Below are 25,813 nucleotides of genomic sequence, written 5' to 3'. Positions count from 1 at the left end.
AGTCAGCAGGGTTTGCTACCAATATCTTCTGCAAAGCGCAGCAAGTAACCGTCAGGGTCGAGCACCAGAAAATTGCGCTGCCCGAACAGAGATTCACCGCTGCGGTACCAACGCTCTTCAACCGGGTTTCTAAGCGGATGCCCAGCCGCCTCCAGTGCCGAAACCAGCGCTGATGCGTCCGGGCATGCGATAGACAAGTTGATCCCTCGCCCATAGGGCGGTTCAAGCGGGCCGACCCGCCAGGGCGATTCACTGTGCCAGTCCTGCTCCAGCATCAGCTGGCTGCCGCCGAAGGACAGGAAGGCGAAATGGTCTTCTGGGCGCTCATACTCGATCTTGAAACCAAGGATGTCGCAGTAGAAGGCAAGGCTTCGCGTAAGGTCGGAAACGATGAGCTCGGGGACAAGGGAATTAAGCTTCAGCATTATTGACTCCTTTCAATTGTGATCTGCAAACAGGCTCGAGCAATGTGTGGCAATGCCCACTCAATGTCACCGCCCAGCCTCGACCCATATCCAGCTCAGCCTGCAACAACGGCTCGAACTGCGCTCAGGATTTTGATTGGCGAGGTCATGGCACTTTGAAAGCAGCTCAATGTAGCTCAATACAGCTCAATTGAGCTCACCTCGAATGGGGGGGTTGTGGCGGTGGCTGCCGAACCTTGAGCAGTCGGCGGTGATCTCCAACTGAGGCAGTGCTAGCCTGTGAGCGGGGCTTGGCCGCAAACGGCCAGCCAAACCACTGCAAAAGGACCTGCCATGCACCTGCACCACCGCCCTGTTCAGCCCAGCGACATCCCTGCCATCTGCTGCTTCCCCCAGGGCCCGGACGAACTGTTCTACATGTTCCCCAAAGCAACCTACCCGCTCACACCTGCGCAACTCACCGAGGCCATCGCCCAGCGCAACGGTTCTACGGTGGCAGAAGGCGACGGCACGGTGCTGGGCTTCGCCAACTTCTACAAAGCCGAGCACGGCGGCGTGTGCGCCCTGGGCAACGTGGTAGTGGCGCCAGCCGCCCGCGGCCGTGGGGTGGCGAGCTACCTGGTAACCGCCATGATCGAGCTGGCCCGCGAGCAGTTTGCGGCGCGAGAGATTTGGGTGTCGTGCTTCAATCACAACACGGCGGGGTTGCTGCTTTATCCACAGCTGGGCTTTGTGCCGTTCGGCATCGAAGAACGCCAGGCGCCAGATGGGAAGCGGGTGGCGTTGGTGCAGATGAGGCAGGTGCTGGCCTAGCCTGCGAAATCTAGGCTCTGTACGAAAAGTTTTGTGGGAGCGGGCTTGCCCCGCGATGGAGTGCGAAGCGCTCCTGTACCTGATATCAAATAGTGTCAAAGACGCCGCGAACTCAGGCTTTGCTGCCGCGTTGCGGCAGATCGCGGTGCAAGCCCGCTCCCACAGCGATGGATGACTGACGACGTGTGGGGCTGAACAAAAAGCTCCACGCCTAGGGCACGTATGACTTTAAGCACTGTATCAAAGCGGCGCTTAGCGCCTGGGCTAAGTGCTTTATAGAGGCTTTCTCGACCTAACCGTGCCGCCTCACCTTTGCGAAGAGAATTCAGTAGCGTCCGATACCTCAGTCAGTTTTTTCTTTCAAACACGCCCAAAAAAATGTCTTGCAACATCAGCTGCCGAACCATACCCATCCCTCGACGTCCGATCCTGCATCCCCCGCGTTTCGAGGTACCCCGTGTGAAAGAGATCATCGCCCGCAAGTACCGCCTGGTGGTGAAGACCATCGGTTACATCGGCTGGTCGCTGTTCTGGCTGCTGATCTGGGATGTGCTGGTCACCATCGACTTCATGCTGTTCTTCAACAGCAAGTTCACCCTGCCGTTGATTCCCTTGACCTTGCTAGGTTCGGCGCTGGTGGTGCTGGTGAGCTTTCGCAACAGCAGCGCCTACAACCGCTGGTGGGAGGCGCGCACGTTATGGGGCGCATTGGTCAACAGTTCGCGCAGTTTTGCCCGGCAGACGCTGACGCTGATCGATGACCCGGATGACGGGCTGAACCCGATCAAGGCGACCTTGCTGCGCCGGCATATCGCCTATGTGAACTGCCTGGCCGCGCACTTGAAGGGCAACCACTGCGCGGATGAACTGATAGCGTTCATCCCGCAAGCGGAGTTCGAACGGCGCAACCGCTCGAACAACTTCGCCAACGACATCCTCAGTGGCTCGGCAGCCCTGCTGGCGCGGGAATACCAGGCCGGGCGCCTGGACAGCATTCGCCTGGCGCGGCTGGAATCCACGCTAGTGGACCTGTCCAATGCCCAGGGCGGCATGGAACGGATTGCCAATACACCACTACCCTACCCTTATGTGTACTTTCCACGGCTGTTCATCACGCTGTTCTGCCTGATCGTGCCGGTGGGCCTGGTCGAGTCGTTGGGGTGGTTCACGCCATTGGCATCGACGGTGGTGGGGTTCATGTTGCTGGCCATCGAGCGGATCGGCACCGACCTGCAAAGCCCCTTCCGTTTCAGTGAGCACCAGATCCAGATGGACACCATCTGCGAGACGATCGAGCGCAACCTGGAGTCGATGCAACGGGAAGCGCAGCATGGCGAACTGACCACCTGATGCATGCGCGGGCTGCCCAGCAGCCCCAGTCAGGCGCGCACATACCGCTGGCGCAGCACATCACTCAAGGCATCCACCAGCAACACCAGCACCAGCATGGCGATGATCACCGTGCTGGCTTGCGCCTCCTGGAACAGGCTCAAGGTGGTGTAGAGCATCTGCCCCAACCCACCCGCCCCGACAAACCCCAACACGCTGGCCATGCGGATGTTGTTCTCCCAGCGGTACAGGCTGTAGGCCAGCAACTGCGGCCACAGGTTAGGCAAGGTGCCAAAGCAGAATGCCGCCACCTGACTGCCGCCCTGCAAGCGAATAGCTGCAGCAGGCTCTGCCGGCGCGTTCTCCAACGCCTCGGCAAACAAGCGGCCCAACACGCCGGCTGTGTGTAACCCCAAGGCCAGGGTCCCGGCATTCGGGCCAAGCCCTGCGGCCAGCACGGTGAGCGCCGCCCAGACCAACTCGGGGATGGCCCGCAAGGCATTGAGCAGTACACGCGCCGCTGCCTGCAGCGGCCAGCCGAAGCGGCCCGCCGCCGGCAACGCCAGCAGCATCCCCAGCATCACCGCCAACAAGGTCCCCAAGCCCGACATCGCCAGGGTCTCCAAGGCGCCATGCCACACCGCGCGCAAATGCTCGACGGACAGGTCCGGGTGCAGGAATCGCCCCGCGTACTCGCCCATCTGCCCTAAGCCGCCATCGCCGACCAGCGCGTGCAGGTCCAGCTCCAGATAGGCGAACGAGGCCACCACTGCGGCGATGATCACGCCGAGCACCAGCAAGTTGATCGCCCGGTTCATGCCAGCCTTGCTCGCAGAAAGCGGCTGAGCAGGTCAGCCAGCGATACCAGCAGCAGAAACGTCAGCAGCATGCTCGCCACTTCCGCGCCGGCAAACATACGCATCGACAGGTCGATCTGCTGCCCCAGCCCGCCAGCGCCGACAAACCCCATCACCACCGAGGCACGCACTGCGCACTCCCAGCGGTACACGGTGTACGACACCACCTCCGACACGGCATTGGGCAAAATGCCGTAGAAAAAGGCCATCAGCCGACCACTGCCCGCCTGCAACAGGGCATGGGCCGGGCGTTGGTCGACCGACTCGAAGATTTCGGCGTAGACCTTGCCGAGCATGCCGCTGTAAGTAATGGCGATGGCCAGCACTCCTGCCGTTGGCCCAAGCCCCACGGCACGCACGAACAGCAAGGCCCAGACGATCTCCGGCACGCTGCGCAGAAAGATCAGCAGCCCGCGTACCGGCAACCGCAGCACCCGCGACCACCATCCTGCCCGCCCGCCTCGTGAAGCCGCCCGCAGCGACAAGGCACGGCTGGCCAGCAGGCTCGCCGGCACCGCCAACAACAGCGCCAGCGTCATGCCGGCCGTGGCCACGGCGAGCGTCTGCAAGGTGGCCTCGTACAGCAGTTGCAAAAATGCCGAATCATGCGCCGGCGGCCAGAAAGCCTGAGTGAAACTGGCGATCTGCTGGCGGTTCTCTGCCTGCCACAGCACACCTGGGTTCAGCTCGCTCAACTGCAGGCCCGGCCATAACACCGCTACTGCCAGCAGGGTCAGCAGCAACCGTGGCAGCGCCGCCGGGTCGCGGGCCCTCAGCATCGTGGTATCTGCACCGTCAGCACCGCTGCAGGCCCTTGCAAGGGGGGCGAAGACAAGTGTTCGTTGGCATAGAGTGCATCGAGCATTTGCGGGCTGACCGCCTCGGCCGGGCTGTCGAACACCACCTGCCCCTCACGAATGCCGATCACCCGTGGAAAGTGCGCCAGCGCCAGCTCGACCGCATGCAGGCTGGCCACCAGCGTTACACCGTTGGCCTGGGCGTGGCGGTTGAGCAATGCCAAGCTGTGGTCGGCTAGAACCGGGTCCATGGCCGAGACAGGCTCGTCGGTCAGCAGCAATTGCGGGCGCTGATACAACACCCGTGCAATACCCACCCGCTGCAGTTGGCCGCCGGACAGTTGCCCGCACTGGACGAACAATTTGTCTGCCAGCCCCAGCTCGGCCAATGCCTGACGCACGCCAGGCACATCGGTCGGGTACAGCAGGTTGAACAGGCCACGCAAGATGCCCCACTGCCCCAGCCGCCCCGCCAGCACCGCCGTCACAACCCGCTGGCGCGGCGGCAAGGGCGGTGCCTGATGCACCAAGCCGACCCGCGCCCGCAAGCGCTGACGCGCCCTACCAGATAACTGCCAGGGTTGCTCAGCAAACAGCTCCAGGCGCCCGGCACTGGGCTGGATGGCCGTGGCCATCAAGTGCAGCAGGCTCGACTTGCCCGCGCCAGAGGGGCCGATGATCGCGACCCGCTCGCCCCGCTCGATACGCAGGTTGAGCGCGTCCAGGGCGCGGACCTGGCCGTGGTGCAGGCTGGCATCGTGCAACTGAATGGCCACCCGAAGGTCAGTCACTTGAGCAGGCCGGCCTCGCGCGCGGCTTGTTCGGTGCCCTTGTAGTTCTCAGGCTTGGTCTCGATGAAGCGGCTGGCGGCCTGCAGGTCGAGGATCGCCTTGTGCTCGGGGTTGGCCGGGTCCAGGTCGAGGAACGCCTGCTTGATCTTCGCCTTGAGTGCCGGCGCCATGTTGCCGCGCACGGTCCAGTTGTAGTCGTAATAGGTCGGGGTGGTGGCAAACACCCTCACCTTGCTGGTATCGACCTTGCCGGCATCCACCAGCTTTTGCCAGACGCTGGCATTGAGCACCCCTGCATCGACCTTGCCAGCTTGCACCCAGGCCGCAGTGGCGTCATGGGCACCGGAGTAGGCCACCCGGCTGAAGTAGTCCTCAGGCTTGATGTTGTCCTCTTTGAGCATGAAGTAACGCGGCATCAGGCTGCCCGAGGTGGACGAGATGGAGCCGAAGGCGAACGACTTGCCCTTGAGGTCGGCCAGGCTCTTCACATTGGGGTTGGCGGTGATGAACTTGGACGTGAACTGCGCGTCCTGCTCACGCTGCACCAGTGGCGTGGCGGTCGGGTCTTTCAAGTGCACCTGGACAAAGGTGAAACCGCCCAACCAGGCCAGGTCGAGGCGGTCGGAGGCCAATGATTCGACCACCGCCGGGTAGTCGGCGACCGGCACGAATTTCACCTCCATGCCCAGTTGCTTGGACAGATACTCCCCCAACGGCTTGAATTTACGCTGCAGCTCGGTTGGCGCTTCGTCGGGGATGGCACTGACCCGAAGGGTTTCTGCAGCCTGGGCGACAACGGCACAGCAGGACAGCACGAGGCCGGCGGCGAGCGCCAGAGGGCGTTTGAGCATGGGCATTCTCCGGGTCATTGGCGGGTATTGAGTCGGCAGCCGCGCCGACCGTGAAAAGTATATGTGCCCATGGCGCAATGGCCAGCTTTGCTACAATCGCGCAACAATTTGATCTGCTGAGGTACGTATGAGCGAGCCAATCCGCCTGACCCAGTACAGCCACGGCGCCGGTTGTGGCTGCAAGATCTCCCCCAAGGTACTGGACGTGATCCTTGCCGAAAGCGGCGTCCAGGCCCTGGACCCGAAACTCTGGGTCGGCAACGCTTCGCGCGACGACGCCGCCGTGTATGCCCTGGACGAGGAACGCGGCGTGGTCTCGACCACCGACTTCTTCATGCCGATCGTCGATGACCCGTATGACTTCGGCCGTATCGCCGCCACCAATGCCATCAGCGACATTTACGCCATGGGCGGCGACCCATTGATGGCCATTGCCATCCTTGGCTGGCCGATCAACGTGCTGGCGCCAGAAGTGGCCCGCGAAGTGATCCGTGGGGGGCGCGCGGTCTGCGCCGAAGCGGGCATCCCGCTGGCCGGCGGCCATTCCATCGACGCCCCGGAACCGATCTTCGGCCTGGCCGTCACCGGCGTGGTCAGCAAGCGTCATCTCAAACGCAACGACACCGCCACCGCCGGTTGCCGCCTGTACCTGACCAAGCCGCTGGGCATCGGCATCCTCACCACCGCCGAGAAAAAAGCCAAGCTGCGCGAGCAGGACCAGGGCCTGGCGCGCGACTGGATGTGCACCCTCAACACCCCCGGCAGCCGCTTTGGCAAACTCGAAGGCGTGATGGCGATGACCGACGTCACCGGTTTCGGCCTGCTGGGCCACCTGGTGGAGCTGGCCGAGGGCAGCGGCCTCACCGCGCACCTGGACTACGCCGCAGTACCGCGCCTGCCCAGTGTCGAGCATTACCTGGCCGAGGGCTGCATCCCCGGCGGCACCTTGCGCAATTACGAAAGCTACGGCCACAAGATCGGCGCCCTGAGCGAGGACCAGAAGCACCTGCTGTGCGACCCGCAAACCAGCGGTGGCCTGCTGGTGGCGGTCAGCCCTGAGGGTGACGCGCAATTCCTTGCCGTGGCGGCCGAACTGGGCCTGCAACTGTCACCTATCGGCACACTGGTCGAGCGACAGGGCCACGCAGTCGAGGTGCTTTGATGCGCCCCGACTGTAGCGATTATCGCCAGCTATTTTTGAACGACGTGCCGATGATGGACATCCGCGCACCGGTCGAATTCGCCAAGGGCGCCTTCCCCGGCGTCGTCAACCTGCCGCTGATGAACGACCAGGAACGGCAGAAGGTCGGCACCTGTTTCAAACAGCAAGGCCAGGCCGCCGCCATCACGCTTGGCCACCAACTGGTCAGTGGCGCGATCAAGGGCGAACGCCTGCATGCCTGGGCCAGCTTCGCCAAGGCGCATCCCGATGGCTACCTTTATTGCTTTCGCGGTGGCCTGCGCTCGCTGATCGTTCAGCAGTGGCTGCGCGATGAAGCGGGCATCGACTACCCACGGGTCAAGGGCGGCTACAAAGCGATGCGCACCTTCCTGCTGGACACCACCCAGCAGGCCGTGGAGCACTGCGATTTCGTCCTGATCGGCGGCCTCACCGGCACCGGCAAGACCGATGTACTGCATCAGCTGGGCAACGGCCTGGATCTGGAAGGCCACGCCAACCACCGCGGCTCCAGCTTCGGTAAACGGGCCACCGCGCAACCGGCGCAAATCGGCTTCGAAAACAAGCTGGCCATCGATGTACTGAAAAAGCGCGCGCGTGGCATCGAGCAATTCGTGCTTGAGGATGAAGGCCGTATCGTCGGCAGCTGCACCGTGCCGCTGGCGTTGTACCAAGGCATGCAGCAGTACCCGTTGGTATGGCTGGAGGAGAGCTTCGACAACCGTGTTGAACGCATCCTGCGCGATTACGTGGTCAACCTGAGCGCAGAGTTCGTCGATGTGCACGGGGGCGAAGCCGGCCGCCGACTGTTTGCCGAACGCATGCTGTCGAGCATGGCCAATATCCACAAGCGCCTGGGTGGCGAACGCTGCCAGCGCTTGTCCGCCATCTTGCAGCAAGCACTGGAAGAACAGCAGCGCAGCGGCGCGGTGGACCTGCACCGGGGCTGGATCGAAGGGTTGCTGAAGGAGTATTACGACCCGATGTATGCCTATCAGCGCGAGGCCAAGGCTGAACGTATCGAGTTTGCGGGGGATGCCATTGAGGTTCGGGAGTACCTCAAGGCCCGCGCGCAAAGGCAGAAACACTAAGGCCGCTTAACCAACCGCCAAACACCTTGCACCGATGTCGTCTGTAGGAGCGGCCATCTCACTGCCCCGGGCTGAGCACCCGCTCAAGCTCGGCTGCCCGGTCCCGGGTCATGTCCATCCCGCACACGCCGCCTTCCAGCTGCGCCATGGTGCCGCCACTGGCCTGTACGTGGAACGTGCAGTTATCATCGCGGTAAGCGATCCACTTACGCTGCACCTCGCGCAGGCGTTTCTGCTGCCCAGCCTCCAGCTTGCCCATCAACTGTTTGTACACCCGGTTCAAGCGCTGGTCCTGCAACTGGGTTTCGGCCTGGATGCAGTTGCTCATGGCCACTGTGCTGGACGCCTGGTCCATGCACTGCCCGTAGCCCGGCGAATAGTCTTCGGCCATCGCCAGCGGCAGCACACAGGCCAACGCCAAGCCAGTCAGGTAATACCTGTTCATCAAAATGCTCCCTGTGGGTGTCAAAACGTCTGCGGTTGTTCCGGCGGCATCAGCACCTTGCCCGGTTCGAAACGCAATGACGGCATCTGGGTCGCGGCATACAACGCGACACCCAATGCCGCTATCAAGGCCACATCAAACCAGCGCCAGCCGGGCATGTCGTCGGCACTGCGGGCCTTCCAGCAGTGCCAGGCCTGGCCTGCGCAGAACACCAGCATCGCTGTCAGCCACAGATAGAAGCCCGCGCCAAAGCCGGTGCGCTCGTGGAACGCGTAGCTCTGGCTGTCTGGCAAGCGGTCGATGCCGAAGCTGCTGGCGGCCAGGTACAGCGCCGCCAGCCCGCAGACCAACGCCAGCCGGCGGAACCGACGATGGGCAAGAATCGCCACGGCCAGCAGCGGGTTGGCAAACCACTGGTACAACCCGAAGGGCATGCCCCATGGCCCGTACAGCAACATCTGCAGGGCGGGCATATGGCGGTCGGCAGCCATCAGGGCGCCATCGAAACAGAGGCTGAATAGAAACAGCAGCAAGCTGGCGCTGAGATAGAAAACGGGCAAAGGGCGCACCTGGAGAACACGGGACAGGCTGCGACCATAACCCAGGCCCTGCCCCGCTTCCAGAGCTTCAGAAGTCTCCGCTCGCCGCAACACTATGCAACCGGTGGTTCCAGCAGCAGCCCATAAAGGCCCGAGTCGGACAGCTCACCGGCCACGCACCAGCGCGCCCGCAGGGTGCCTTCGAGCACGAAGCCCTGGCGTTCGAGCGTGCGCGCCGAGCCTTGGTTACGGGGGGCTATCTCGCCCTCCAGGCGGCGCATGTGCAGGGTGTGGGCGAGGTAGTCGATGAAGCAGGTCAGCGCCTCGTCCATGTAGCCCCTGCCCTGTACCGCGCTGGCCAGGCAATAGCCGATCTCGCCACGGCGCGAGACGTCGTCAATATTGAACAGCTGGACCATGCCGATCAATTCGCCGTTGTCACGGCGGTACATGCCGAGCTTAAGCTGGTCGCCATTGGCGTAGGCTTCGCGGTCGGCGGCCAGGGCGCTTTCGGCTTCGGCCAGGTTGTGCCAGGGGGCATGGTGCCAATAACGCATGACCTCGGGGTCGGCCATGATCGCCAGCCATTGCGCGGCATCGCCATGGCGCATCGGGCGCAACTGCAGGCGGGGGCTGTCGAGGCAGAGGTCACTGGGGAAACTGCGGGGTGGGGTCACGCCGGATCTCCTGTCCATTGCTGGGGAGATGACAGTTTAACGTCAAGCGGGGCGGCTGGGGGATGCGTTGGGTTTTATCGTGTGTTTGAGAGTGGGTGACTCGGTGCGGGGACTGCGTCATGGCCAGTAGGTGCCTGGCGGGGGTTTTGCGTTGGGGCGCAAATCGAGCGCCGCGCGGGCGGCGCTCGATCTCAAGGACGCTGCAGCACTTTCGCCATGCGCCTATCAGCCGTTACTCGCCGTTTAAAAATGGCTCAACCGCCCCGGTTCAACCCCATTTCCATGTCATTGATCAGCGCCTTGGCCATGGCACTGAGAATCCGCGCGGCGCTGCCTGCAACCTTGTTGCCCTCCATCTCGGCCTCTTCGCTGAGGTGGCGTATGCACCCAAGCAGCACGGACAATTCGTCGAACGCGTGATCAAGAGGGATGCCCGGCTCGATACGAAACAGTTCGAGAAACGTCTCCACGCCAGCAGTGGTGTGGGTTTTCAGGTGATTGCTCATAGCACTGCCTCCTGCGCCTTCATGTGGGCGAACAGCGCATACAGCAGTTCGGTATGGATCGACATGTTTTCGAGGAGGATGCAGCGTTGAGCGCGGTCTTCGGCTTTGAGGTACAGCTCGATGGTTTGGGAAAGGCTGCCCATGAGCCTGACTGTTTGGCACTTCGCGTCTTTTTGAGACAGGTCGGCGGTTATCGAGATGTATGGGATTGGGAAAGTGGGTGGGTCTGGAACGAGCTTCTTCATAGTCACCTCAGAATAATTTTCAGAAGCAACCACTCATCCTTCTCACAGATTGGGTGGCAGCCGTACGCGAGGTGAGAAGACCGTGTCTGGAGGCACCACGGCCAGACCGAAGTCTGCACGCGCACGGCTGCCATAACTGGCAAGCCACCTCATCAGCGGGCTTCTCACACCCGATCGCCAATAGCAGCGACGGCGAGACGTTAACCCTGAGGTACTTGCCAGACTATCAGACGGCGTCCGACACAAGTCGTAGGATAATTCCACGCGCTTGCCAATCTGAAGCACTTGGTTTCAAGTTCAGAATTTTCTTACAGCTGATGGCCCTTTCGCGGGCAAGCCCGCTCCCACCAGTATCTCCGGTGCCATCAAGAGCAGTGGAGAGCCTGTGGGAGCGGGCTTGCCCGCGAAAGGGCCGGCACAGACGACCCAAAAACAGTCAGGCCACCTCAGCCCCATCATCATCCGGCCAATGCGGCTCGTTGGCCCCAGGCGGGGTCAACGGCGGCAGCCCATAAGCCGCGCGCGCATCGTCGCAGCTGGGGTTATGCACCCCACCCTCCCACGACGCTTCGAACTCCCGGCAAGGGCTCGAGCGGTTGGCGTAGATGGTGCACGCCACCTCTTTGCCGATCTCGCCGGCAAGGCTGACGCAGCGGCAAGGCTTGGCATCGGTGCCGATCATCGCGACCCGGGTCGGGTTGATCTGCACCACCAGGTCGTCAGGCACAACACCCCCGGCAGACTGGCATTCGCCCCAGAAGAAAGACACACGGAAGTACCCGCAGCAGGCGCCGCAGTCAAGGCAAGGGTTATATTCGGACATGAGACCACGGAGGGAAGGTTGTTGTTATCGGGGCTGGGCCCGCGGCGCCATTTTCATTCCAACCGGGGCTGGCTGGATAGAGGGGGAATGCAAAAAAAATTGCCGCTGATCCGGCAAGCCTCAAGGCCCGCAAAACGGGCGGACAGCACACCTGCCACCCGCCCGACTGGGTTAACGCAAGGCCTTGTAGGTGTTGGCATCCCAGTGCTGCAGGCCAAGGCCTTCGCTAGGGTCATAGCTGTCGCCGCTCACCTGGCTGAAGCGCGTACGGGCTTCACCGCAGTGCACCAGTCGGTCGTCCCTTTCACCCTCGGTGATGACGGTATACGACTGGCTGCGCATGGCCTGGTAGTCCTCATCGGCGGCCGCCATGGCCAGGTGATGCTGCATCAGCTGGTTGTCATCCAGCACCAACTGCTTGTCCAGCTCGACACCCCAACGGCTCAGGCAGACTTCGGCGAAATGCCGCACGATCAGCCCGGGCTCGATCAGCACCTTTCCATCGCCTGCGCCATCGGCTGAAGCATTACCTACCAGCGTGGCATGGCGGCCGGGCATGGGGTAAATGCACATGCGTGTGCCACTCTCGACAGAAGGAATCACGCAGGCAAACCCTTTGGAGCGTTCATCCCGCGAATAGAAACCGACGTATTCCCTGACATTGCCCGCCAGCGTTACCCGTTGCGCCTGGATGTTGCCTACACCCGGCACTGGGTCGATGGCAAAGATGTTGACCGGGATATCCCGCAGCATCGGGTCCTCGGCCATCGCATTGGCCAGCATATGGCAGCTGACACCGCCCCGGCTCCAGCCCACCAGGTTGACCTGGGTCGGCAGGCGCGGCTTGCGGAACATCGTGATGATCTGCTCTTGCAGTGCCTGCGGGGTTGGGTGGCGATCGCCGTAGTCATAGGTTCGCCAAAACCAGGACGCCGTGGCGGATGCATCCGGGATCGGTACGCCTGCGTCTTTGAGCCGTGCGTAATCTTGCTCGGTGAGTTTGGTGCGCTGCCAGCTGCATTCGCCCTTTATCACCTGCAGTACATGGCCCACATTCTCTTCCCAACCACGACCGAACAACTGACCACTCCAGTTGAAGTAGCCACCCGGCTCGACGAACAAATCATCGTCCTGAAGGTTGCCACTGCCCGGCCCATCAACCGCAACCCAGTGGGCGAACTCGCGCCCCTGATCATTGCCGGCCAATGTCGAGACCAGTTCACCGTTCCAGAAATTGGGGTTGGCAGCATCGAAGCGGTGGGAACCCGTACCGCAGAAATAGGCTGTAAATACACTCATTTGGATACCCGAAAAGGAAAAATGAGTGCTCAAGGTAGTCGTGCGAATAATCGGCAGGCAGTCGGAAGGCCACCCCCATCGACAGAACTGGGGCCGCCGAGCGGCCCCTTGCTGCTTACTTCTGGGTCAGGCCATCGGCCCTGAACATCTGGCGGATACCCCGGATAGCCTGGCGAATACGGTCCTGGTTCTCGATCAGCGCAAAACGCACGTGGTCGTCGCCATAATCGCCAAAGCCGATACCCGGCGACACGCAAACCTTGGCCTCGGCCAACAGCTTCTTGGAAAACTCCAGCGAGCCAAGGTGCGCATACTCCGGCGGGATCTTCGCCCACACGTACATCGATGCCTTGGGGTTCTCGACCATCCAGCCCAGTTCGTGCAAACCCTTCACCAACAGGTTGCGGCGCTGGCGGTACTGCTCGGCGATATCGCGCACGCACTGTTGGTCGCCTTCAAGCGCCGCGATGGCTGCCACCTGCAAGGGCGTAAAGGTACCGTAGTCGTGGTAGCTCTTGATGCGCGCCAGGGCATTGACCAGCTCTGGGTTGCCCACCATGAAGCCAATACGCCAGCCGGCCATGTTGTAGCTTTTGGACAGCGTGAAGAACTCCACCGCAATGTCCTTGGCGCCTGGCACCTGCATGATCGAAGGTGCTTTCCAGCCGTCGTAGACGATATCGGCGTAGGCCAGGTCGTGGATCACCAGCACACCATACTGCTTGGCCAGTGCCACCACGCGCTCGAAGAAGTCCAGTTCCACGCACTGCGCGGTAGGGTTGGACGGGAAGCCGAGGATCATCATCTTTGGCTTGGGGATGGACTCGCGGATGGCCCGCTCAAGCTCATTGAAGAAGTCCACACCCGGCACCAGTGGCACCGAACGCACCTGGGCGCCGGCGATCACGGCGCCGTAGATGTGGATCGGGTAGCTGGGGTTGGGCACCAGCACCGTGTCGCCCTGGTCGAGGGTGGCGAGCATCAGGTGGGCCAGGCCTTCCTTGGAGCCGATGGTGACGATGGCTTCGCTTTCCGGGTCGATGTCGACCTCGTAGCGGTCCTTGTACCAGTTGGAGATGGCCCGGCGCAGGCGTGGGATGCCGCGGGAGGTGGAGTAGCCGTGAGTGTCTTCGCGTTGAGCGACCTGAACCAGTTTCTCGACGATGTGCGGCGGGGTCGCGCCATCGGGGTTGCCCATGCTCAGGTCGATGATGTCTTCGCCACGGCGTCGGGCGGCCATCTTGAGCTCGGCGGTGATGTTGAAGACATAAGGGGGGAGACGATCAATGCGCGCGAAGCGGCGCGGCGAACCTGGGTTGGCCATGGTTTCCTCTGAGTACGTAAGCGCCCGGAACCGTCCGAGCGACGTTGGCCGATGTGGCGGCCTGGATCAGAAGATAGTGCCGAAACAGGATTCGTGTAAAGGACAAAATCCTGTTTTGTTAGAATTTTTCAGATGTATTTTTTGAAAATTAGAGAATTATGTTTTCAGGGGCGGCCTCTTCGCGGGGCAAGCCCGCTCCCACAGGGATCGCACCGGTGGGAGCGGGCTTGCCCCGCGAAGAGGCCGGCACAGGAGAACACCCATAAAAAAACCCCGGCACATGGCCGGGGTTTTCGTGTAACAGGCAGCGGTATCAGCGTGCGTAGGTCATCAGCACGTCCGCAGCGGTCTGGCTGTCTACCGACATCATCACGCTCAGGGCAGTGACGGTGAGGATCGAGAAGCCGAACACCTTGCGGGCCCACTTGCTGTCGTCCTCGGCCTTGTAGCCACCCCATGCCATGTACAGCCAGTACAGGCCCATGGCAGCAGCCACGGCCATGTAACCGAGGCCGGCGTAACCGCCGAGGGTGAGCATCAGGGTCGCGAGCACGAAGGCCAGCACGTACAGCACGATCTGCTTCTTGGCTGCAAGAATACCGCGCGCCACCGGCAGGACCGGGATGTTGGCAGCGCTGTAATCCTTGAAGCGGAAGATGGCGATCGCAAAGCTGTGCGGCATCTGCCACAGGCTGAACATCACCAGCAGGGTCACTGCAGCCAAGTCGAAGCTGTTGCTCACGGCGCAGTAGCCGATCACCGGAGGCATGGCACCCGAAAGGCTGCCGACCAAGGTGCCGTGCACCGATTTACGCTTCAGCCAGAGGCTGTAGAAACCGACGTAGACGATGAAGCCGATCAGCGCACAGAACGCCGACAGTGGGTTGGCCTGGACATACAGCAGGCTGAAACCCGCCACCCCAAGCAGGGTGGCGTAGATCAGCGCGAGGGGCAGCGACATGCCGCCCTGGACCATGACGCGGTTCTTGGTACGTTCCATCTTGATGTCGATGTCGCGGTCGATGCAGTTGTTGAACACACAACCCGACGCCACCACCAGAGAAGTACCTACCACCACCGCCAGGAACAGGGCGAAGTCCACATGGCCCTTCGCGGCAAGGAAGAAACCGCCTGCCACGGAAAGCACGTTACCGAAAATGATCCCCGGTTTGGTGATTTGGATAAAGTGCTTAACGGACATGCAGTCTTACCTCACTTGGCCATCATTTCGATGTGGATGTTGAACATGATCCACAGCGACAGGCCGACCAGCAGTGCAATTACCATGGCGGTAAACAGGAACGTCGACACGTTGGAACGCTGCTCTTTCGAGCGGTCCATGTGCAGGAAGTACACGAGGTGCACTACTACCTGAATCACAGCCATCGCGACCACGACCAGAACGGTCAGGTTCTTAGGCAGGCTTGGGAACATCACCAGGCCGAACGGGATCGCGGTCAGGATGATCGACAGTACAAAGCCGATCATGTAGGACTTCACGCTGCCGTGATTACCTTCGTGATGAGTGTCGTGTGCGTTAGCCATTACAGAACCCCCAGCAGGTAGACGACGGTGAATACGCAGATCCAGACCACGTCCAGGAAGTGCCAGAACAGGCTCAGGCAGCTCATGCGGGTCTTGGCAGTCGGGGTAATGCCCTTGGTGCTGATCTGATACATCAGGATTGCCATCCAGATCAGACCTGCAGTCACGTGCAGACCGTGGGTACCGACCAGCGCGAAGAACGCCGACAGGAAGCCACTGCGCTGCGGGCCGAAGCCTTCGGCGATCAGGTGATGGAATTCATAGATTTCCATCGCGATGAACGCAGCACCGAACAGGAAGGTCACAGCCAACCAGCCCAGTACGCCTGCTTTCTTGCCATCGAACAGCTTCAGCATGGCGAAGCCGAAGGTGATCGAGGACAGCAGCAGGAAGGCAGTTTCGACCGCTACGAAGTCGAGCTGGAAAATGTCATGACCCGACGGGCCGCCGGCAAAACTGCCGGACAGCACCGCGTAGGTGGCGAAGAGCGACGCAAACAAGATGCAGTCGGTCATCAGGTACAGCCAGAAACCGAGTACGGTCATCTGGCCCGAGTCGTGGTGGTGATCGTCGTGCCCATGGTCGTGACCATGAGCAGCGCCGTGGATTACTTGACTGGACATTGATTACACCCGTTCAAACGATTCGACACGTGCGCCGCCAGCAGGCAGTGCACCGGCCTTGGCCAGGGCTTTCAAGCGCTCGCCTTCGATACGCGCCACTTCCTCGGCAGGCACCATGTAGCCCTGGTCGTCACGCGCAGCGTGGCGAACGAAGACAGCGATGGTTGCAACCAGGCTCGCACCTACCAGCCACCAGATGTGCCAGATGAAGGCAAAGCCGAAGACGGTCAGCAGCAGGCCCATGAACAAACCGGTAGAGGTGTTGCTCGGCATGTGGATCGCTTCGTACTTGCCCGGCACCTTGTAGGCAACACCGGCTTCTTTGGCTTCGTGCCAGGCGTCCAGACCAACTTTCTCAGGCATGTGAGCGAAGTTGTAGAACGGAGGTGGCGAAGAAGTCGACCATTCCAGGGTACGGCCGCCCCATGGGTCGCCGGTCACGTCCAGGTTCTGGTTGCGGTCGCGGACCGAAACGAAGATCTGGATCAGCTGGCAAGCGATACCGAACAGGATCAGCACGGCGCCGACAACAGCTACCCACAGGTAGGGTTCCCACAGTGGGTTGTCGGAGTGGTTCAGACGACGGGTCATGCCCATGAAGCCCAGGGCGTACAGCGGCATGAACGCAACGTAGAAGCCCGAGATCCAGAACCAGAAGGCAGCTTTGCCCCACTTCTCGTTCAGGGTGAAACCGAAGGCTTTCGGGAACCAGAAGGCGAAACCGGCGATGTAGCCGAATACCGCGCCACCGATGATCACGTTGTGGAAGTGAGCAATTACGAACAGGCTGTTGTGCAGAACGAAGTCAGCACCTGGAACGGCCAGCAGAACGCCGGTCATGCCACCGATGGAGAAGGTGACCATGAAGCCCAGGGTCCAGAGTACTGGCGCGGTGAAGCGCAGGCGGCCCTGGTAGATGGTGAACAGCCAGTTGAACAACTTCACACCGGTCGGGATCGAAATCAGCATCGTCGCCAGACCGAAGAAGGTGTTGACGCTCGCGCCGGCACCCATGGTGAAGAAGTGGTGCAGCCATACCGCAAAGCCAAGAATGGCGATCGCGCCCGATGCATAGATCATCGAGTGGTGACCGAACAGGCGCTTGCCTGCGAAGGTCGAAGTCACTTCCGAGAACACGCCGAAGGCCGGCAGGATCAGGATGTAAACCTCAGGGTGACCCCACGCCCAGAACAGGTTGACGTACATCATCGGGTTCCCACCAAGCTCGTTGGTGAAAATGTGGAAGTCCAGATAACGGTCAACAGTCAGCAGAGCGAGTGCAGCGGTCAGAATCGGGAAGGAAGCAACGATCAGCACGTTGGCCCAGGTGCAGGTCCAGGTGAAGATCGGCATGTCCATCAGTTTCATGCCAGGTGCGCGCATCTTCATCACGGTGACGAGGAAGTTCACACCGGTAAGCGTCGTACCCAATCCGGATAGCTGTAGCGCCCAGATGTAGTAGTCGACACCCACGCCAGGGCTGTACTGAATGCCCGCGAGCGGCGGATAGGCAACCCAACCGGTCTTGGCGAATTCGCCGACGCCCAGGGAGATGTTGACCAGCAGCACGCCTGCCAGCAGCAGGTAGAAGCTCAGGGAGTTCAGGAACGGGAAGGCAACGTCACGTGCACCGATCTGCAGAGGCAGGGCCAGGTTCATCAGGCCGGTGAAGAACGGCATCGCCATGAAGATGATCATGATCACACCGTGAGCGGTGAAGATCTGGTCATAGTGTTCAGGCGGCAGGTAGCCTTCGGATCCACCAGTGGCGGCAGCCAGCTGGGTACGCATCATGATGGCGTCGGCAAAGCCGCGCAGCAGCATGATCATCGCGACGATGATGTACATCACCCCGATTTTCTTGTGGTCGACAGTCGTCAGCCACTCGCTCCACAAGTAGGTCCACTTGCGGAAATAGGTGATAAGACCGACGACAGCGATACCGCCGAGCGCGATCATGGCAAGCGTCACCATGACTATCGGCTCGTGATAGGGTATCGCCTCCAGGCTTAGTTTACCGAACATCTCTTACTCCTCTGCACCGGCAGCTGGTTGCATACTCGATTCCACACCCTTGGTAGTGGCCAGATCTTTGCTGCCTGCTTCTTCGTGGACCGGCTTGCCGCGGTTCATGCCTTCGTACTTGTCGACGATGGACTGGAACAGCTCTGCCGGGGCCTCGCTGTACAGCGCGACTGGGTTGTATTCGCTAGGTTTGGCCAGAGCGTCGTACTCGGCTTTGCCCAGTTTCAGCGGCGACTGCTTGACCTCGGCGACCCATGCATCGAAGTCGGCCTGGGAAGTGGCAGTAGCCTTGAATTTCATGCCGGTGAAACCAGCACCGCTGTAGTTGGCGCTGATACCGTCAAACACACCGTTCTCGTTGGCGATCAGGTGCAGTTTGGTGGTCATGCCGGCCATGGCGTAGATCTGGCCGCCCAGACCCGGGATGAAGAACGAGTTCATCACGGCGTCAGAGGTGACGCGGAAGTTGATCGGGGTATTGGCCGGGAAGTTGATCTTGTTGACCGTGGCAATGCCCTGTTCCGGGTAGATGAACAGCCATTTCCAGTCCAGCGCGACCACGTCGATCTGGATCGGCTTCACGTCGGAATCCAGCGGACGGTAAGGGTCCAGCTTGTGGGTGGAGTGGTAGGTGAAGTAACCCAGGGCAATGATGATCAGGATCGGGATGATCCACACCGCGGCCTCGATCTTGGTCGAGTGCGACCAGTCAGGCGTGTAGGTGGCGGCCTTGTTGGAAGCACGGTACTTCCAGGCGAACACCAGGGTCATGATGATGACCGGCACCACCACCAGCAGCATCAGGCCGGTAGCGATGAGGATGAGGTTCTTTTGCTCAATGCCGACCTGACCTTTCGGGTCGAGCAGGGTCCAGTTGCACCCACTGAGTAAAAGCATGCCTAAAAAGGGCAATATGCCAAACAGTCTGGGGTAACGCTTTTTACTCATCTCACGACCTCTAGATCAGCTTGCTTCAATGCAATTTGTGTTTTGGTAGCCAACACTTCGTCCTGCCAAGTGCGGCATTTCGCGCCCGTAGTCACTCCTGCCAGGGGTCCGACTGCAGGACCTTGGCTAAAGCGGTTTAACGGTGCTTATGGTTTCGTAGGCAACAGGCCTGTACTTCAGACCAAGTCCATTTGGTGCGGGAAAACGCGGAGGGGTGTCCGCTCGGTATCGCCGCTGGGCGAAACTTGACGAAGTCAGCAAAAGGGAGCGCTGAGGCTTCCTTCAATCCTGCGACTCGCAAGCAGTGCCGAACGGAAATTGGGGGCGATTGTAGATAGGTCGCCAACCCTTGACTATGACTTATTGAGCAACAGTCTTTTACAGAATCTGCAACAATGCGACGCGATGGATCAACTTCGCGACAGTTTGTCGCACCCCGCCGGGTAGCCCTCAAAGCCGCATTCTACAAGGCTTTGTCATTGATCTGGATCAAGCGGGGAGCAACTTTCTGCGCATCAGGTGCGGTGCAAAAGCCCCGATGTAATTCGGGACTTTTGTCTAAGCCTGACGTCGGTTGCGGTAGATACCCAGCGGCACCAGGATAGCGGTGAGCACGAACGCGACAAGCGCCCATTGCGCCAGCGACAGGCCGAGGATCGGTGGGTACGGCGTGCTGCAGAAGCCATCGACCTGGAATGCCAGTGGCCACAGCTTGGCCAGGGGCAGGTCGTCGACGATCGGCTGCAGGGTATCGATGCCGCAACTGACCATGGGGTTGGCGAGTATATACACATGGTTGCCGGCCGCAACGATTCCGCCAACGGCACTGAGCACCACCAGGCCTTCGAAGAAGGTCAGGCTGCGGCGCCCAGGCATCGCGGCGGCGATGAACGCGAACACGGCAATAAACAGAAGGGCATAGCGCTGCAGGATGCACAGCGGGCAAGGCGCCTCGCCAAGCACGATTTGCATGTAGAGGGCGCCACCGATCAGCGACAGGCAGATCAGCCCCAGCAGCACCAGAAAGCGCCGTTCCCGATTCAGGCGCGATGTTTGTTCGTTCATTGCCGGTTCCTTCGATGGATAGTGGCCGCGTGGTCCGCCTGCCTGAGCGCAATTCTACACGCTGGGCAGGGCCTTTGAGCGTGCCGAGGAGGCAACGTGACAGCACTGCGCGGGGCTATCCGGAGATGGCTGAGACCGGCCGTAGCGACATCGGTTCAACGTCGCGAGGCAAAAAAGCGGCTACCCGGGTGCCGTGCAGGGGCAAGCCCCTCGACACCCGGGAGTGAAGGATACCGTGATTAAAGGAGGATTAAAGATGAAAGCTTGGACGCCTGTTTCATCTTTCCTTTATATAAGCAGGCAGGAGCAGCCTTGTGCTGCCCCTGCACTGAAACCTGCGCGAACCAGAGGCGTTTACTCCAGCGCCGCCGCCGGCCCGAAGAACTCGTAGCGGCTCTGCTGCTCAGGCACACCCAGGCCCTTCAACTGGCGTTTGACCGCTGCCATGAAGCCCTTGGGCCCAAGGAAGTAGGCATCGACGTCACGTTCACGCGGCAGCCACTCGGCCAGCAGGTCTTCGCTCAACAGGCCTACGGCATCGGCCGCAGCACCACCTTGCGGCTCGGCATAGCAGTAGAAGCGCTTGAGCTGTGGATGACGCGCGGCCAGGCCGTCGATCCAATCACGGAAGGCATGCACGGCGCCGTTACGCGCACAGTGGATGAAATGCACTTCACGCTGAGTCTGCAGCGCCGCTTGCAACATCGCCAAGGTCGGGGTGATACCCACACCGCCACTGATCAGCACCAAGGGTTTTTCACTGGCGGCCAAGGTGAAATCGCCGGCGGGCGGGAACAGCTGCAGGGTCTGGCCCACGACCAGTTCGTCATGCAGGAAGTTGGAGACCTTGCCACCGGCTTCGCGCTTGACGCTGATGCGGTATTCCTTGCCATCGCACAGGGCCGACAGGGAGTAGTTGCGACGCTGCTCGGCACCGTCGATGAACAATTGCAGGCCAATGTACTGCCCAGGCTCGGCTTTGAGCACCGGCTTGCCATCCACCGGAGCAAAATAGAACGAGACGATCTCGCTGCTCTCCTGCTCGCGGCGTACCAGGCGAAACTCGCGGGTACCACGCCAGCCACCGGCGGCTTCTTCTTTCTCTTTATAGAGGCTTTCTTCGGCGCCGATGAGGATGTCGGCGAGCTGACCATACGCGGCGCCCCAGGCAGCGATCACCTCAGGGGTGGCGATTTCCTTGCCGAGCACTTCTTCGATGGCACGCAGCAGGCAGCTGCCCACGATCGGGTAGTGCTCCGGCAGAATCTGCAGGGCGACGTGCTTGTTGATGATCTGACCGACCAGGCCGCCGAGTTGTTCGAGCTGGTCGATATGGCGGGCATACATCAACACGCCGTTAGCCAACGCACGTGGCTGGTCGCCGCTGGCCTGGTGGGCCTGGTTGAACAGCGGTCGTACCTCAGGGTACTCGTTGAGCATCATCTGGTAGAAGTGAGTAGTCAGCGCTTCACCGCCGCTTTCCAGCAGGGGGACAGTGGCTTTGACGATTGCACGTTGTTCGGCATTGAGCATTGCAACAACTCCTGAGCCTGTGGCTTCAAATGATGGCTTTAGCTACTTCACCATTCGTGCCAACTTTTACAGCCAGCAAAATCAGGGGGTTGACGCAGGTCATGTCAAAAAGACCCACCCCGGCGTATAGTCATATTGACCAACAGGAGTCCCTATGACTGCAAAACCTCTGCTCACCGCCCTCCTCCCTTTGGTCAGCGACCTGTCCCGCGACCTGAGCGACCAGGAACGTTACCGCCGCCTGCTTCAGGCCATGCGCGGGCTGTTGCCGTGCGACGCCGCCGCGCTGCTGCGCCTGGACGGAGAGTGGCTGGTGCCGCTGGCGGTGGATGGGTTGAGCCCCGACACCCTGGGCCGACGCTTCCGGGTCAGCGAGCACCCGCGCTTCCAGATCCTGCTCAGCCGCCCGCACCCCACCCGCTTTGCCAGCGATTCGGAACTGCCCGACCCATACGACGGCCTGGTCAACGCCCCGGATGCCGACCTTGAAGTGCACGACTGCATGGGCTGCCCATTGATGGTCGATGAGCGCCCCTGGGGCCTGCTGACCCTGGATGCACTCAGCCCTGGGCAGTTCCAGAGCCTGGAACTCGATGCCCTGCAGGCCTTCGCCAGCCTGGCCGCCGCCACGGTGACCGTGGCCGAGCGCATCGAGCACCTGGCCCTGCGCGCAGAGGATGAACACCACCGCGCCGAGATCTACCGCCAGGCCAGTACCCAGGACAAGGAGCTGATTGGCCAGAGCGCCGCGCACAAGCGCCTGGTGGAGGAGATACGCCTGGTCGGCGGCAGCGAACTGACCGTGCTGATCACCGGCGAGACCGGCGTCGGCAAAGAGCTGGTGGCCCAGGCCCTGCACCAGGCCAGCAACCGTGCCGACAAACCGCTGGTCAGTCTCAACTGTGCGGCACTGCCCGACACCCTGGTGGAAAGCGAGCTGTTCGGCCACGTGCGCGGCGCCTTCACCGGCGCCCATGGCGAACGCCTTGGCAAGTTCGAACTGGCCAACGGCGGCACGCTGTTCCTCGACGAAGTCGGCGAGTTGCCACTGACCGTACAAGCCAAGCTGCTGCGCGTACTGCAGAGCGGCCAGTTGCAACGCCTGGGTTCGGACCGTGAACACCGGGTCGACGTCCGCCTGATCGCAGCAACCAACCGCGACCTGGCAGCAGAAGTACGCAATGGCAACTACCGCGCCGACTTCTACCATCGCCTGAGCGTGTACCCACTGCATGTTCCCCCGCTGCGTGAACGCGGGCGCGATGTGCTGCTATTGGCGGGCTACTTCCTCGAACAGAACCGCTCGCGCCTGGGCCTTAACAGCCTGCGCCTGAGCAGCGAAGCCCAGGCCGCGCTGCTGGCCTACGACTGGCCAGGCAATGTGCGAGAACTGGAACACCTGATCGGCCGCTCGGCACTCAAGGCGCTGGGCCAGCACCCCGACCGACCACGCATCCTCACCCTGGAAGCCATCGATCTGGACCTGCGTGCCGTCACCCCGGCGAACCCTCTGCCCTCCCCCACGCCTCTGCAGGAGGCGACACTGCCCGAAGGCGGGCTGCGTGAAGCGATTGACGGCTACCAACGCCAGGTGATCGAAAGCTGCCTGCAACGGCACTCGGAAAACTGGGCAGCCGCCGCGCGCGAACTGGGCCTGGACCGCGCCAACCTCAGTCGGCTGGCGCGTCGGCTAGGGCTTCGCTAGGGCCTTCTTGCCAGACGGCACCCTCTGCACATTGAACCGGGCCAAGAAAGCCCTGCGCGAACGCTGAAAAAGGCCCGGTCACATCCTCCTGTGGGAGCGGGTTTACCCGCGAACACCGGCGAAGCCGGTGCCATGTCGGCGCCTTCTCGATAGGCGGCATTGCTTGTGGACTAAAGCGCAGCACGAACACGCCGATAACCCGTTATCCCTCTATTCCCCACGAAGGTCACCATGGCCACGCAAAAAGCTCGCGCGGATTCGCTGTCCCTGCTGCTGTTCACGCTGCGCAGCGGCAAGCTGATGGCAATCAACCTGCTCAAGGTCAGCGAGATCATCCCCTGCCCTGCACTGACCAAGTTGCCTGAATCGCACCCCCACGTGAAGGGCGTGGCGACCTTGCGTGGCAACTCGCTGTCGGTCATCGACCTGTCCCGCGCCATCGGCGAGCGCCCGCTGGCCGACCCGCAGGGCGGCTGCCTGATCGTCACCGAAATAAGCCGCTCACGCCAGGGCCTGCATGTTCAGGCCGTGAGCCGCATCGTTCATTGCCTGAGCACCGATATCAAACCGCCGCCCTTCGGCTCGGGCAACCGCTCGTTCATCACGGGCGTGACGCGGGTCGACAACGCACTGGTGCAGGTGCTGGACATCGAGAAAGTCATTCATGCCATTGCCCCACCCGCAGCCGAGCCACAGCACGGCACCCTGACCGAAGAAGACGCAAGCCTGCTGGCCGCCGCCAACATCCTGGTGGTGGACGACAGCCTGGTAGCCTTGCAGCAGTCGGTGCACACCCTGCGCAACCTCGGCATCGAATGCCACACCGCGCGCAGCGCCAAGGATGCGATCAACGTGTTGCTGGAATTGCAGGGCACCGAGCAGGAGATCAACATCATCGTCTCGGATATCGAGATGTCCGAGATGGACGGCTACGCCTTCACCCGTACCCTGCGCGAAACGCCAGACTTTCAGCACCTGTATGTACTGCTGCACACCTCGCTGGACAGCGCCATGAGCGGTGAGAAAGCCAAACTCGCAGGGGCCAACGCCATCCTTACCAAGTTCTCCTCGCCGGAGCTGACCGATTGTCTGGTGGTGGCGGCGCGGGCGGTGGTGTTTGCCGAGCGTTGATATATTAAGCGACAAACTCCCCGGCTTGCCGTCAGGGGTGACTCGGGCATAATTCGCTCCCCTCGGAAGATTTTTGCCGGAATCGCGTATGAAGTTTCTCAGCTCCCTCCTTGTCGTTTGCGCGCTCTTCAGCGGTGTTGCCCAGGCCTCCAGCAGCCAGGCCTGGAACGAGCAGCGCCAGCAGATGCTCAAGGCGTGCCTTGCCGCCAGCCAGTTCAAGGACGCCCACGCGCGAGGCAAGCCCGCCGAGTTCGATGACCAGGTCGGCATGAGTGCCCTGCTGATCGAAGGCGTCTACCCGCAAAAACACATGCAGCAACGCACCGGCACCGAACTGTGCCTGTACGACCGCCAGCACCAGCGTGCTTTCGTCAGCGAATGGAACCCGGAAGCCAAGTGACCGACAGCGTGCAATTCGCCTGCACCGGCTGCGGCAAGTGCTGCACCGGCCACCATGTGCCACTGACCCTCGACGAAGCCCGCCAGTGGGCGGCCTCCGCTGGCCAGGTAATTGTCTTGAACGAGGCCTTCGTGGCCGATGGCCCAGGCATGCCAGTCGAGCAGCGCGAGCATGTGCTGCGCCGCTCTTACCCGGTGGCCTGCGGCGACACTGAAGCCCGCGTTTCGGTAACCTTCGCGGCATTCAACCCGGGGCGCTGTCGCAACCTCGACGATAACGACCTGTGCACCATCTACGACGAGCGCCCACTGGTGTGCCGTATCTACCCGGTGGAGATCAACCCGCATATCCCACTGCGGCCAGAGAGCAAAGACTGCCCGCCCGAAGCCTGGCAACAAGGGCCTGAGCTGATTCACGGCACGCAACTGGCCGACCCACAGCTGGCGGCGCTGGTGCAGGCGTCGCGCCAGGCAGACCGTGATGACATCGCGGCGAAGGTTGCCGTATGCCAGGCGCTAGGCATGACCACCAGTGCGCTGAAAGGGAATGGGTTTACCGCTTATCTGCCGGACATGGGAGCCTTTGCTGCCGCGCTGGCGCAGGTGCCGGCGGACAACGGTGCGCGGTGGACGCTGCATGTGCAGGATGAAGAGCTAACGGCCAGTTTGCAGGGCCATGGCCTGCATACCACCTGCGACACGCCGGTTTATTACGCTTTTATTGGTTTTTGATGGGATTGCGGGGTGGGCCCAGGTGCATGGTTTGAGCCTTGTGGTGTAGCGGCGCTCGATCTCGAAACCACCGCAAAACCTTCGGCAAACCCTTCGGCAAACCCGAAACTGACAG

At 61.5% G+C, this 25,813-nt stretch carries 28 protein-coding genes and 1 pseudogene; 8 read left to right on the top strand and 21 right to left on the bottom strand.

Annotated elements, in window-relative coordinates:
• Positions 1-2: 2 nt before the first annotated feature.
• The gene (locus ACSSU5_RS14925; protein ID WP_492559189.1) at positions 3-425 is read right to left on the bottom strand and encodes a bleomycin resistance protein; all 423 of its coding nucleotides are present in this window, start codon (positions 423-425) and stop codon (positions 3-5) included.
• Positions 426-758: 333 nt separating this feature from the next.
• On the opposite strand from ACSSU5_RS14925, the gene ACSSU5_RS14920 reads away from it, so the two are divergent.
• The gene (locus ACSSU5_RS14920) at positions 759-1,238 is read left to right on the top strand and encodes a GNAT family N-acetyltransferase (protein ID WP_492559188.1); all 480 of its coding nucleotides are present in this window, start codon (positions 759-761) and stop codon (positions 1,236-1,238) included.
• Between the two features lie 185 nt (positions 1,239-1,423).
• Here the strand turns inward: ACSSU5_RS14920 and ACSSU5_RS14915 are convergent.
• Positions 1,424-1,534, bottom strand: a pseudogene (locus tag ACSSU5_RS14915) (helix-turn-helix domain-containing transcriptional regulator); the annotation flags it as partial.
• A gap of 163 nt (positions 1,535-1,697) precedes the next feature.
• Here ACSSU5_RS14915 and ACSSU5_RS14910 point away from each other — a divergent pair.
• Positions 1,698-2,588, top strand: coding sequence for a bestrophin family protein (locus ACSSU5_RS14910; protein ID WP_492559187.1), 891 nt, complete (start codon positions 1,698-1,700; stop codon positions 2,586-2,588).
• A gap of 29 nt (positions 2,589-2,617) precedes the next feature.
• On the opposite strand, the gene phnE is transcribed toward ACSSU5_RS14910, so the two are convergent.
• Genes phnE through ACSSU5_RS14890 form a run of 4 tightly spaced genes read right to left on the bottom strand, consistent with a single transcriptional unit; the run spans position 2,618 to position 5,863 of the window.
• A complete protein-coding gene (gene phnE, locus ACSSU5_RS14905; protein ID WP_492559186.1) occupies positions 2,618-3,385 on the bottom strand; it encodes a phosphonate ABC transporter, permease protein PhnE in 768 nt (255 codons plus the stop codon).
• Complete coding sequence (locus ACSSU5_RS14900) at positions 3,382-4,203, bottom strand: PhnE/PtxC family ABC transporter permease (RefSeq protein WP_264310234.1); 822 nt, start codon at positions 4,201-4,203, stop codon at positions 3,382-3,384. The genes phnE and ACSSU5_RS14900 overlap by 4 nt, the downstream gene beginning before the upstream one ends.
• On the bottom strand, positions 4,197-4,997 hold the full coding sequence (locus tag ACSSU5_RS14895) for a phosphonate ABC transporter ATP-binding protein (RefSeq protein WP_492561321.1): 801 nt from the start codon (positions 4,995-4,997) through the stop codon (positions 4,197-4,199). Before ACSSU5_RS14895 ends, ACSSU5_RS14900 begins: the two co-directional genes overlap by 7 nt.
• A gap of 11 nt (positions 4,998-5,008) precedes the next feature.
• Positions 5,009-5,863 (bottom strand): putative selenate ABC transporter substrate-binding protein, encoded by an 855-nt coding sequence (locus tag ACSSU5_RS14890; RefSeq protein ID WP_492559185.1) that lies wholly within the window; start codon positions 5,861-5,863, stop codon positions 5,009-5,011.
• 127 nt (positions 5,864-5,990) lie between these two features.
• On the opposite strand from ACSSU5_RS14890, the gene selD reads away from it, so the two are divergent.
• Together selD and mnmH are read left to right on the top strand one after the other, a co-directional pair.
• The gene (selD, locus tag ACSSU5_RS14885; protein WP_492559184.1) at positions 5,991-7,025 is read left to right on the top strand and encodes a selenide, water dikinase SelD; all 1,035 of its coding nucleotides are present in this window, start codon (positions 5,991-5,993) and stop codon (positions 7,023-7,025) included.
• Positions 7,025-8,134, top strand: a complete 1,110-nt coding sequence (mnmH, locus tag ACSSU5_RS14880; protein WP_492559183.1) for a tRNA 2-selenouridine(34) synthase MnmH — start codon at positions 7,025-7,027, stop codon at positions 8,132-8,134. Before selD ends, mnmH begins: the two co-directional genes overlap by 1 nt.
• Before the next feature lie 58 nt (positions 8,135-8,192).
• Here mnmH and ACSSU5_RS14875 read toward each other — a convergent pair whose 3' ends face one another.
• The 15 genes from ACSSU5_RS14875 to hmpA all read right to left on the bottom strand — a co-directional run bounded on the left by ACSSU5_RS14875 (position 8,193) and on the right by hmpA (position 21,731).
• Positions 8,193-8,579, bottom strand: coding sequence for a lysozyme inhibitor LprI family protein (locus tag ACSSU5_RS14875; RefSeq protein ID WP_492559182.1), 387 nt, complete (start codon positions 8,577-8,579; stop codon positions 8,193-8,195).
• A gap of 20 nt (positions 8,580-8,599) precedes the next feature.
• Entirely contained in the window at positions 8,600-9,139 is a 540-nt protein-coding gene (locus tag ACSSU5_RS14870) for a hypothetical protein (protein WP_264310239.1), read from the bottom strand.
• Positions 9,140-9,231: 92 nt separating this feature from the next.
• Positions 9,232-9,795 (bottom strand): GNAT family N-acetyltransferase, encoded by a 564-nt coding sequence (locus tag ACSSU5_RS14865; protein WP_492559181.1) that lies wholly within the window; start codon positions 9,793-9,795, stop codon positions 9,232-9,234.
• Between the two features lie 254 nt (positions 9,796-10,049).
• Positions 10,050-10,301, bottom strand: a complete 252-nt coding sequence (locus ACSSU5_RS14860; protein ID WP_238210492.1) for a DUF3077 domain-containing protein — start codon at positions 10,299-10,301, stop codon at positions 10,050-10,052.
• Positions 10,298-10,444 (bottom strand): hypothetical protein, encoded by a 147-nt coding sequence (locus ACSSU5_RS14855; protein ID WP_492559180.1) that lies wholly within the window; start codon positions 10,442-10,444, stop codon positions 10,298-10,300. Before ACSSU5_RS14855 ends, ACSSU5_RS14860 begins: the two co-directional genes overlap by 4 nt.
• A gap of 538 nt (positions 10,445-10,982) precedes the next feature.
• Positions 10,983-11,369: a YkgJ family cysteine cluster protein gene (locus ACSSU5_RS14850; protein WP_085272629.1), complete on the bottom strand. Its 387-nt coding sequence runs from the start codon at positions 11,367-11,369 to the stop codon at positions 10,983-10,985.
• A 171-nt stretch (positions 11,370-11,540) separates the two neighbouring features.
• Complete coding sequence (locus tag ACSSU5_RS14845; RefSeq protein ID WP_492559179.1) at positions 11,541-12,668, bottom strand: hypothetical protein; 1,128 nt, start codon at positions 12,666-12,668, stop codon at positions 11,541-11,543.
• A gap of 115 nt (positions 12,669-12,783) precedes the next feature.
• Complete coding sequence (gene alaC / locus ACSSU5_RS14840; RefSeq protein WP_264310243.1) at positions 12,784-13,992, bottom strand: alanine transaminase; 1,209 nt, start codon at positions 13,990-13,992, stop codon at positions 12,784-12,786.
• 313 nt (positions 13,993-14,305) lie between these two features.
• Complete coding sequence (gene cyoE, locus ACSSU5_RS14835; protein WP_264310244.1) at positions 14,306-15,193, bottom strand: heme o synthase; 888 nt, start codon at positions 15,191-15,193, stop codon at positions 14,306-14,308.
• A gap of 11 nt (positions 15,194-15,204) precedes the next feature.
• Complete coding sequence (cyoD, locus tag ACSSU5_RS14830) at positions 15,205-15,537, bottom strand: cytochrome o ubiquinol oxidase subunit IV (protein WP_264310245.1); 333 nt, start codon at positions 15,535-15,537, stop codon at positions 15,205-15,207.
• Entirely contained in the window at positions 15,537-16,160 is a 624-nt protein-coding gene (gene cyoC, locus ACSSU5_RS14825) for a cytochrome o ubiquinol oxidase subunit III (protein ID WP_264310246.1), read from the bottom strand. Before cyoC ends, cyoD begins: the two co-directional genes overlap by 1 nt.
• Positions 16,161-16,163: 3 nt before the next feature.
• Positions 16,164-18,185: a cytochrome o ubiquinol oxidase subunit I gene (gene cyoB / locus ACSSU5_RS14820; protein WP_264310247.1), complete on the bottom strand. Its 2,022-nt coding sequence runs from the start codon at positions 18,183-18,185 to the stop codon at positions 16,164-16,166.
• 3 nt (positions 18,186-18,188) lie between these two features.
• The gene (cyoA, locus tag ACSSU5_RS14815; protein ID WP_264310248.1) at positions 18,189-19,133 is read right to left on the bottom strand and encodes a ubiquinol oxidase subunit II; all 945 of its coding nucleotides are present in this window, start codon (positions 19,131-19,133) and stop codon (positions 18,189-18,191) included.
• Positions 19,134-19,691: 558 nt separating this feature from the next.
• Entirely contained in the window at positions 19,692-20,198 is a 507-nt protein-coding gene (locus ACSSU5_RS14810; protein WP_492559178.1) for a disulfide bond formation protein B, read from the bottom strand.
• 354 nt (positions 20,199-20,552) lie between these two features.
• Complete coding sequence (gene hmpA, locus ACSSU5_RS14805; protein ID WP_264310250.1) at positions 20,553-21,731, bottom strand: NO-inducible flavohemoprotein; 1,179 nt, start codon at positions 21,729-21,731, stop codon at positions 20,553-20,555.
• Between the two features lie 154 nt (positions 21,732-21,885).
• Between hmpA and norR the strand changes: the two genes are divergently transcribed.
• From norR to ACSSU5_RS14785, 4 genes are all read left to right on the top strand, one after another.
• Complete coding sequence (gene norR / locus ACSSU5_RS14800; protein ID WP_264310251.1) at positions 21,886-23,436, top strand: nitric oxide reductase transcriptional regulator NorR; 1,551 nt, start codon at positions 21,886-21,888, stop codon at positions 23,434-23,436.
• Between the two features lie 231 nt (positions 23,437-23,667).
• A complete protein-coding gene (locus ACSSU5_RS14795) occupies positions 23,668-24,567 on the top strand; it encodes a chemotaxis protein (RefSeq protein WP_492559177.1) in 900 nt (299 codons plus the stop codon).
• Positions 24,568-24,655: 88 nt separating this feature from the next.
• The gene (locus tag ACSSU5_RS14790; protein ID WP_264310253.1) at positions 24,656-24,967 is read left to right on the top strand and encodes a hypothetical protein; all 312 of its coding nucleotides are present in this window, start codon (positions 24,656-24,658) and stop codon (positions 24,965-24,967) included.
• Positions 24,964-25,698, top strand: a complete 735-nt coding sequence (locus ACSSU5_RS14785; protein ID WP_492559176.1) for a YkgJ family cysteine cluster protein — start codon at positions 24,964-24,966, stop codon at positions 25,696-25,698. The genes ACSSU5_RS14790 and ACSSU5_RS14785 overlap by 4 nt, the downstream gene beginning before the upstream one ends.
• Positions 25,699-25,813: the final 115 nt, after the last annotated feature.

This window comes from Pseudomonas sp. E1MeOHC2 (assembly GCF_058745025.1).
The sequence above is the reverse complement of the archived record's forward strand: the minus strand, read 5'-3'. Positions and strand labels throughout refer to the sequence as shown.

What these genes read in the sequence shown, in the direction of transcription:
- cyoE (WP_264310244.1), bottom strand. Translation starts at nt 15,193, where the DNA reads ATGTCCGTTAAGCACTTTATCCAAATCACCAAACCGGGGATCATTTTC.
- cyoA (WP_264310248.1), bottom strand. Translation starts at nt 19,133, where the DNA reads ATGAGTAAAAAGCGTTACCCCAGACTGTTTGGCATATTGCCCTTTTTA.
- cyoC (WP_264310246.1), bottom strand. Translation starts at nt 16,160, where the DNA reads ATGTCCAGTCAAGTAATCCACGGCGCTGCTCATGGTCACGACCATGGG.
- ACSSU5_RS14875 (WP_492559182.1), bottom strand. Translation starts at nt 8,579, where the DNA reads ATGAACAGGTATTACCTGACTGGCTTGGCGTTGGCCTGTGTGCTGCCG.
- ACSSU5_RS14790 (WP_264310253.1), top strand. Translation starts at nt 24,656, where the DNA reads ATGAAGTTTCTCAGCTCCCTCCTTGTCGTTTGCGCGCTCTTCAGCGGT.
- ACSSU5_RS14860 (WP_238210492.1), bottom strand. Translation starts at nt 10,301, where the DNA reads ATGAGCAATCACCTGAAAACCCACACCACTGCTGGCGTGGAGACGTTT.
- ACSSU5_RS14810 (WP_492559178.1), bottom strand. Translation starts at nt 20,198, where the DNA reads ATGAACGAACAAACATCGCGCCTGAATCGGGAACGGCGCTTTCTGGTG.
- ACSSU5_RS14850 (WP_085272629.1), bottom strand. Translation starts at nt 11,369, where the DNA reads ATGTCCGAATATAACCCTTGCCTTGACTGCGGCGCCTGCTGCGGGTAC.
- ACSSU5_RS14855 (WP_492559180.1), bottom strand. Translation starts at nt 10,444, where the DNA reads ATGGGCAGCCTTTCCCAAACCATCGAGCTGTACCTCAAAGCCGAAGAC.
- phnE (WP_492559186.1), bottom strand. Translation starts at nt 3,385, where the DNA reads ATGAACCGGGCGATCAACTTGCTGGTGCTCGGCGTGATCATCGCCGCA.
- cyoD (WP_264310245.1), bottom strand. Translation starts at nt 15,537, where the DNA reads ATGGCTAACGCACACGACACTCATCACGAAGGTAATCACGGCAGCGTG.
- selD (WP_492559184.1), top strand. Translation starts at nt 5,991, where the DNA reads ATGAGCGAGCCAATCCGCCTGACCCAGTACAGCCACGGCGCCGGTTGT.
- ACSSU5_RS14890 (WP_492559185.1), bottom strand. Translation starts at nt 5,863, where the DNA reads ATGCTCAAACGCCCTCTGGCGCTCGCCGCCGGCCTCGTGCTGTCCTGC.
- norR (WP_264310251.1), top strand. Translation starts at nt 21,886, where the DNA reads ATGACTGCAAAACCTCTGCTCACCGCCCTCCTCCCTTTGGTCAGCGAC.
- ACSSU5_RS14920 (WP_492559188.1), top strand. Translation starts at nt 759, where the DNA reads ATGCACCTGCACCACCGCCCTGTTCAGCCCAGCGACATCCCTGCCATC.
- ACSSU5_RS14795 (WP_492559177.1), top strand. Translation starts at nt 23,668, where the DNA reads ATGGCCACGCAAAAAGCTCGCGCGGATTCGCTGTCCCTGCTGCTGTTC.
- ACSSU5_RS14845 (WP_492559179.1), bottom strand. Translation starts at nt 12,668, where the DNA reads ATGAGTGTATTTACAGCCTATTTCTGCGGTACGGGTTCCCACCGCTTC.
- hmpA (WP_264310250.1), bottom strand. Translation starts at nt 21,731, where the DNA reads ATGCTCAATGCCGAACAACGTGCAATCGTCAAAGCCACTGTCCCCCTG.
- ACSSU5_RS14925 (WP_492559189.1), bottom strand. Translation starts at nt 425, where the DNA reads ATGCTGAAGCTTAATTCCCTTGTCCCCGAGCTCATCGTTTCCGACCTT.
- alaC (WP_264310243.1), bottom strand. Translation starts at nt 13,992, where the DNA reads ATGGCCAACCCAGGTTCGCCGCGCCGCTTCGCGCGCATTGATCGTCTC.
- mnmH (WP_492559183.1), top strand. Translation starts at nt 7,025, where the DNA reads ATGCGCCCCGACTGTAGCGATTATCGCCAGCTATTTTTGAACGACGTG.
- cyoB (WP_264310247.1), bottom strand. Translation starts at nt 18,185, where the DNA reads ATGTTCGGTAAACTAAGCCTGGAGGCGATACCCTATCACGAGCCGATA.
- ACSSU5_RS14900 (WP_264310234.1), bottom strand. Translation starts at nt 4,203, where the DNA reads ATGCTGAGGGCCCGCGACCCGGCGGCGCTGCCACGGTTGCTGCTGACC.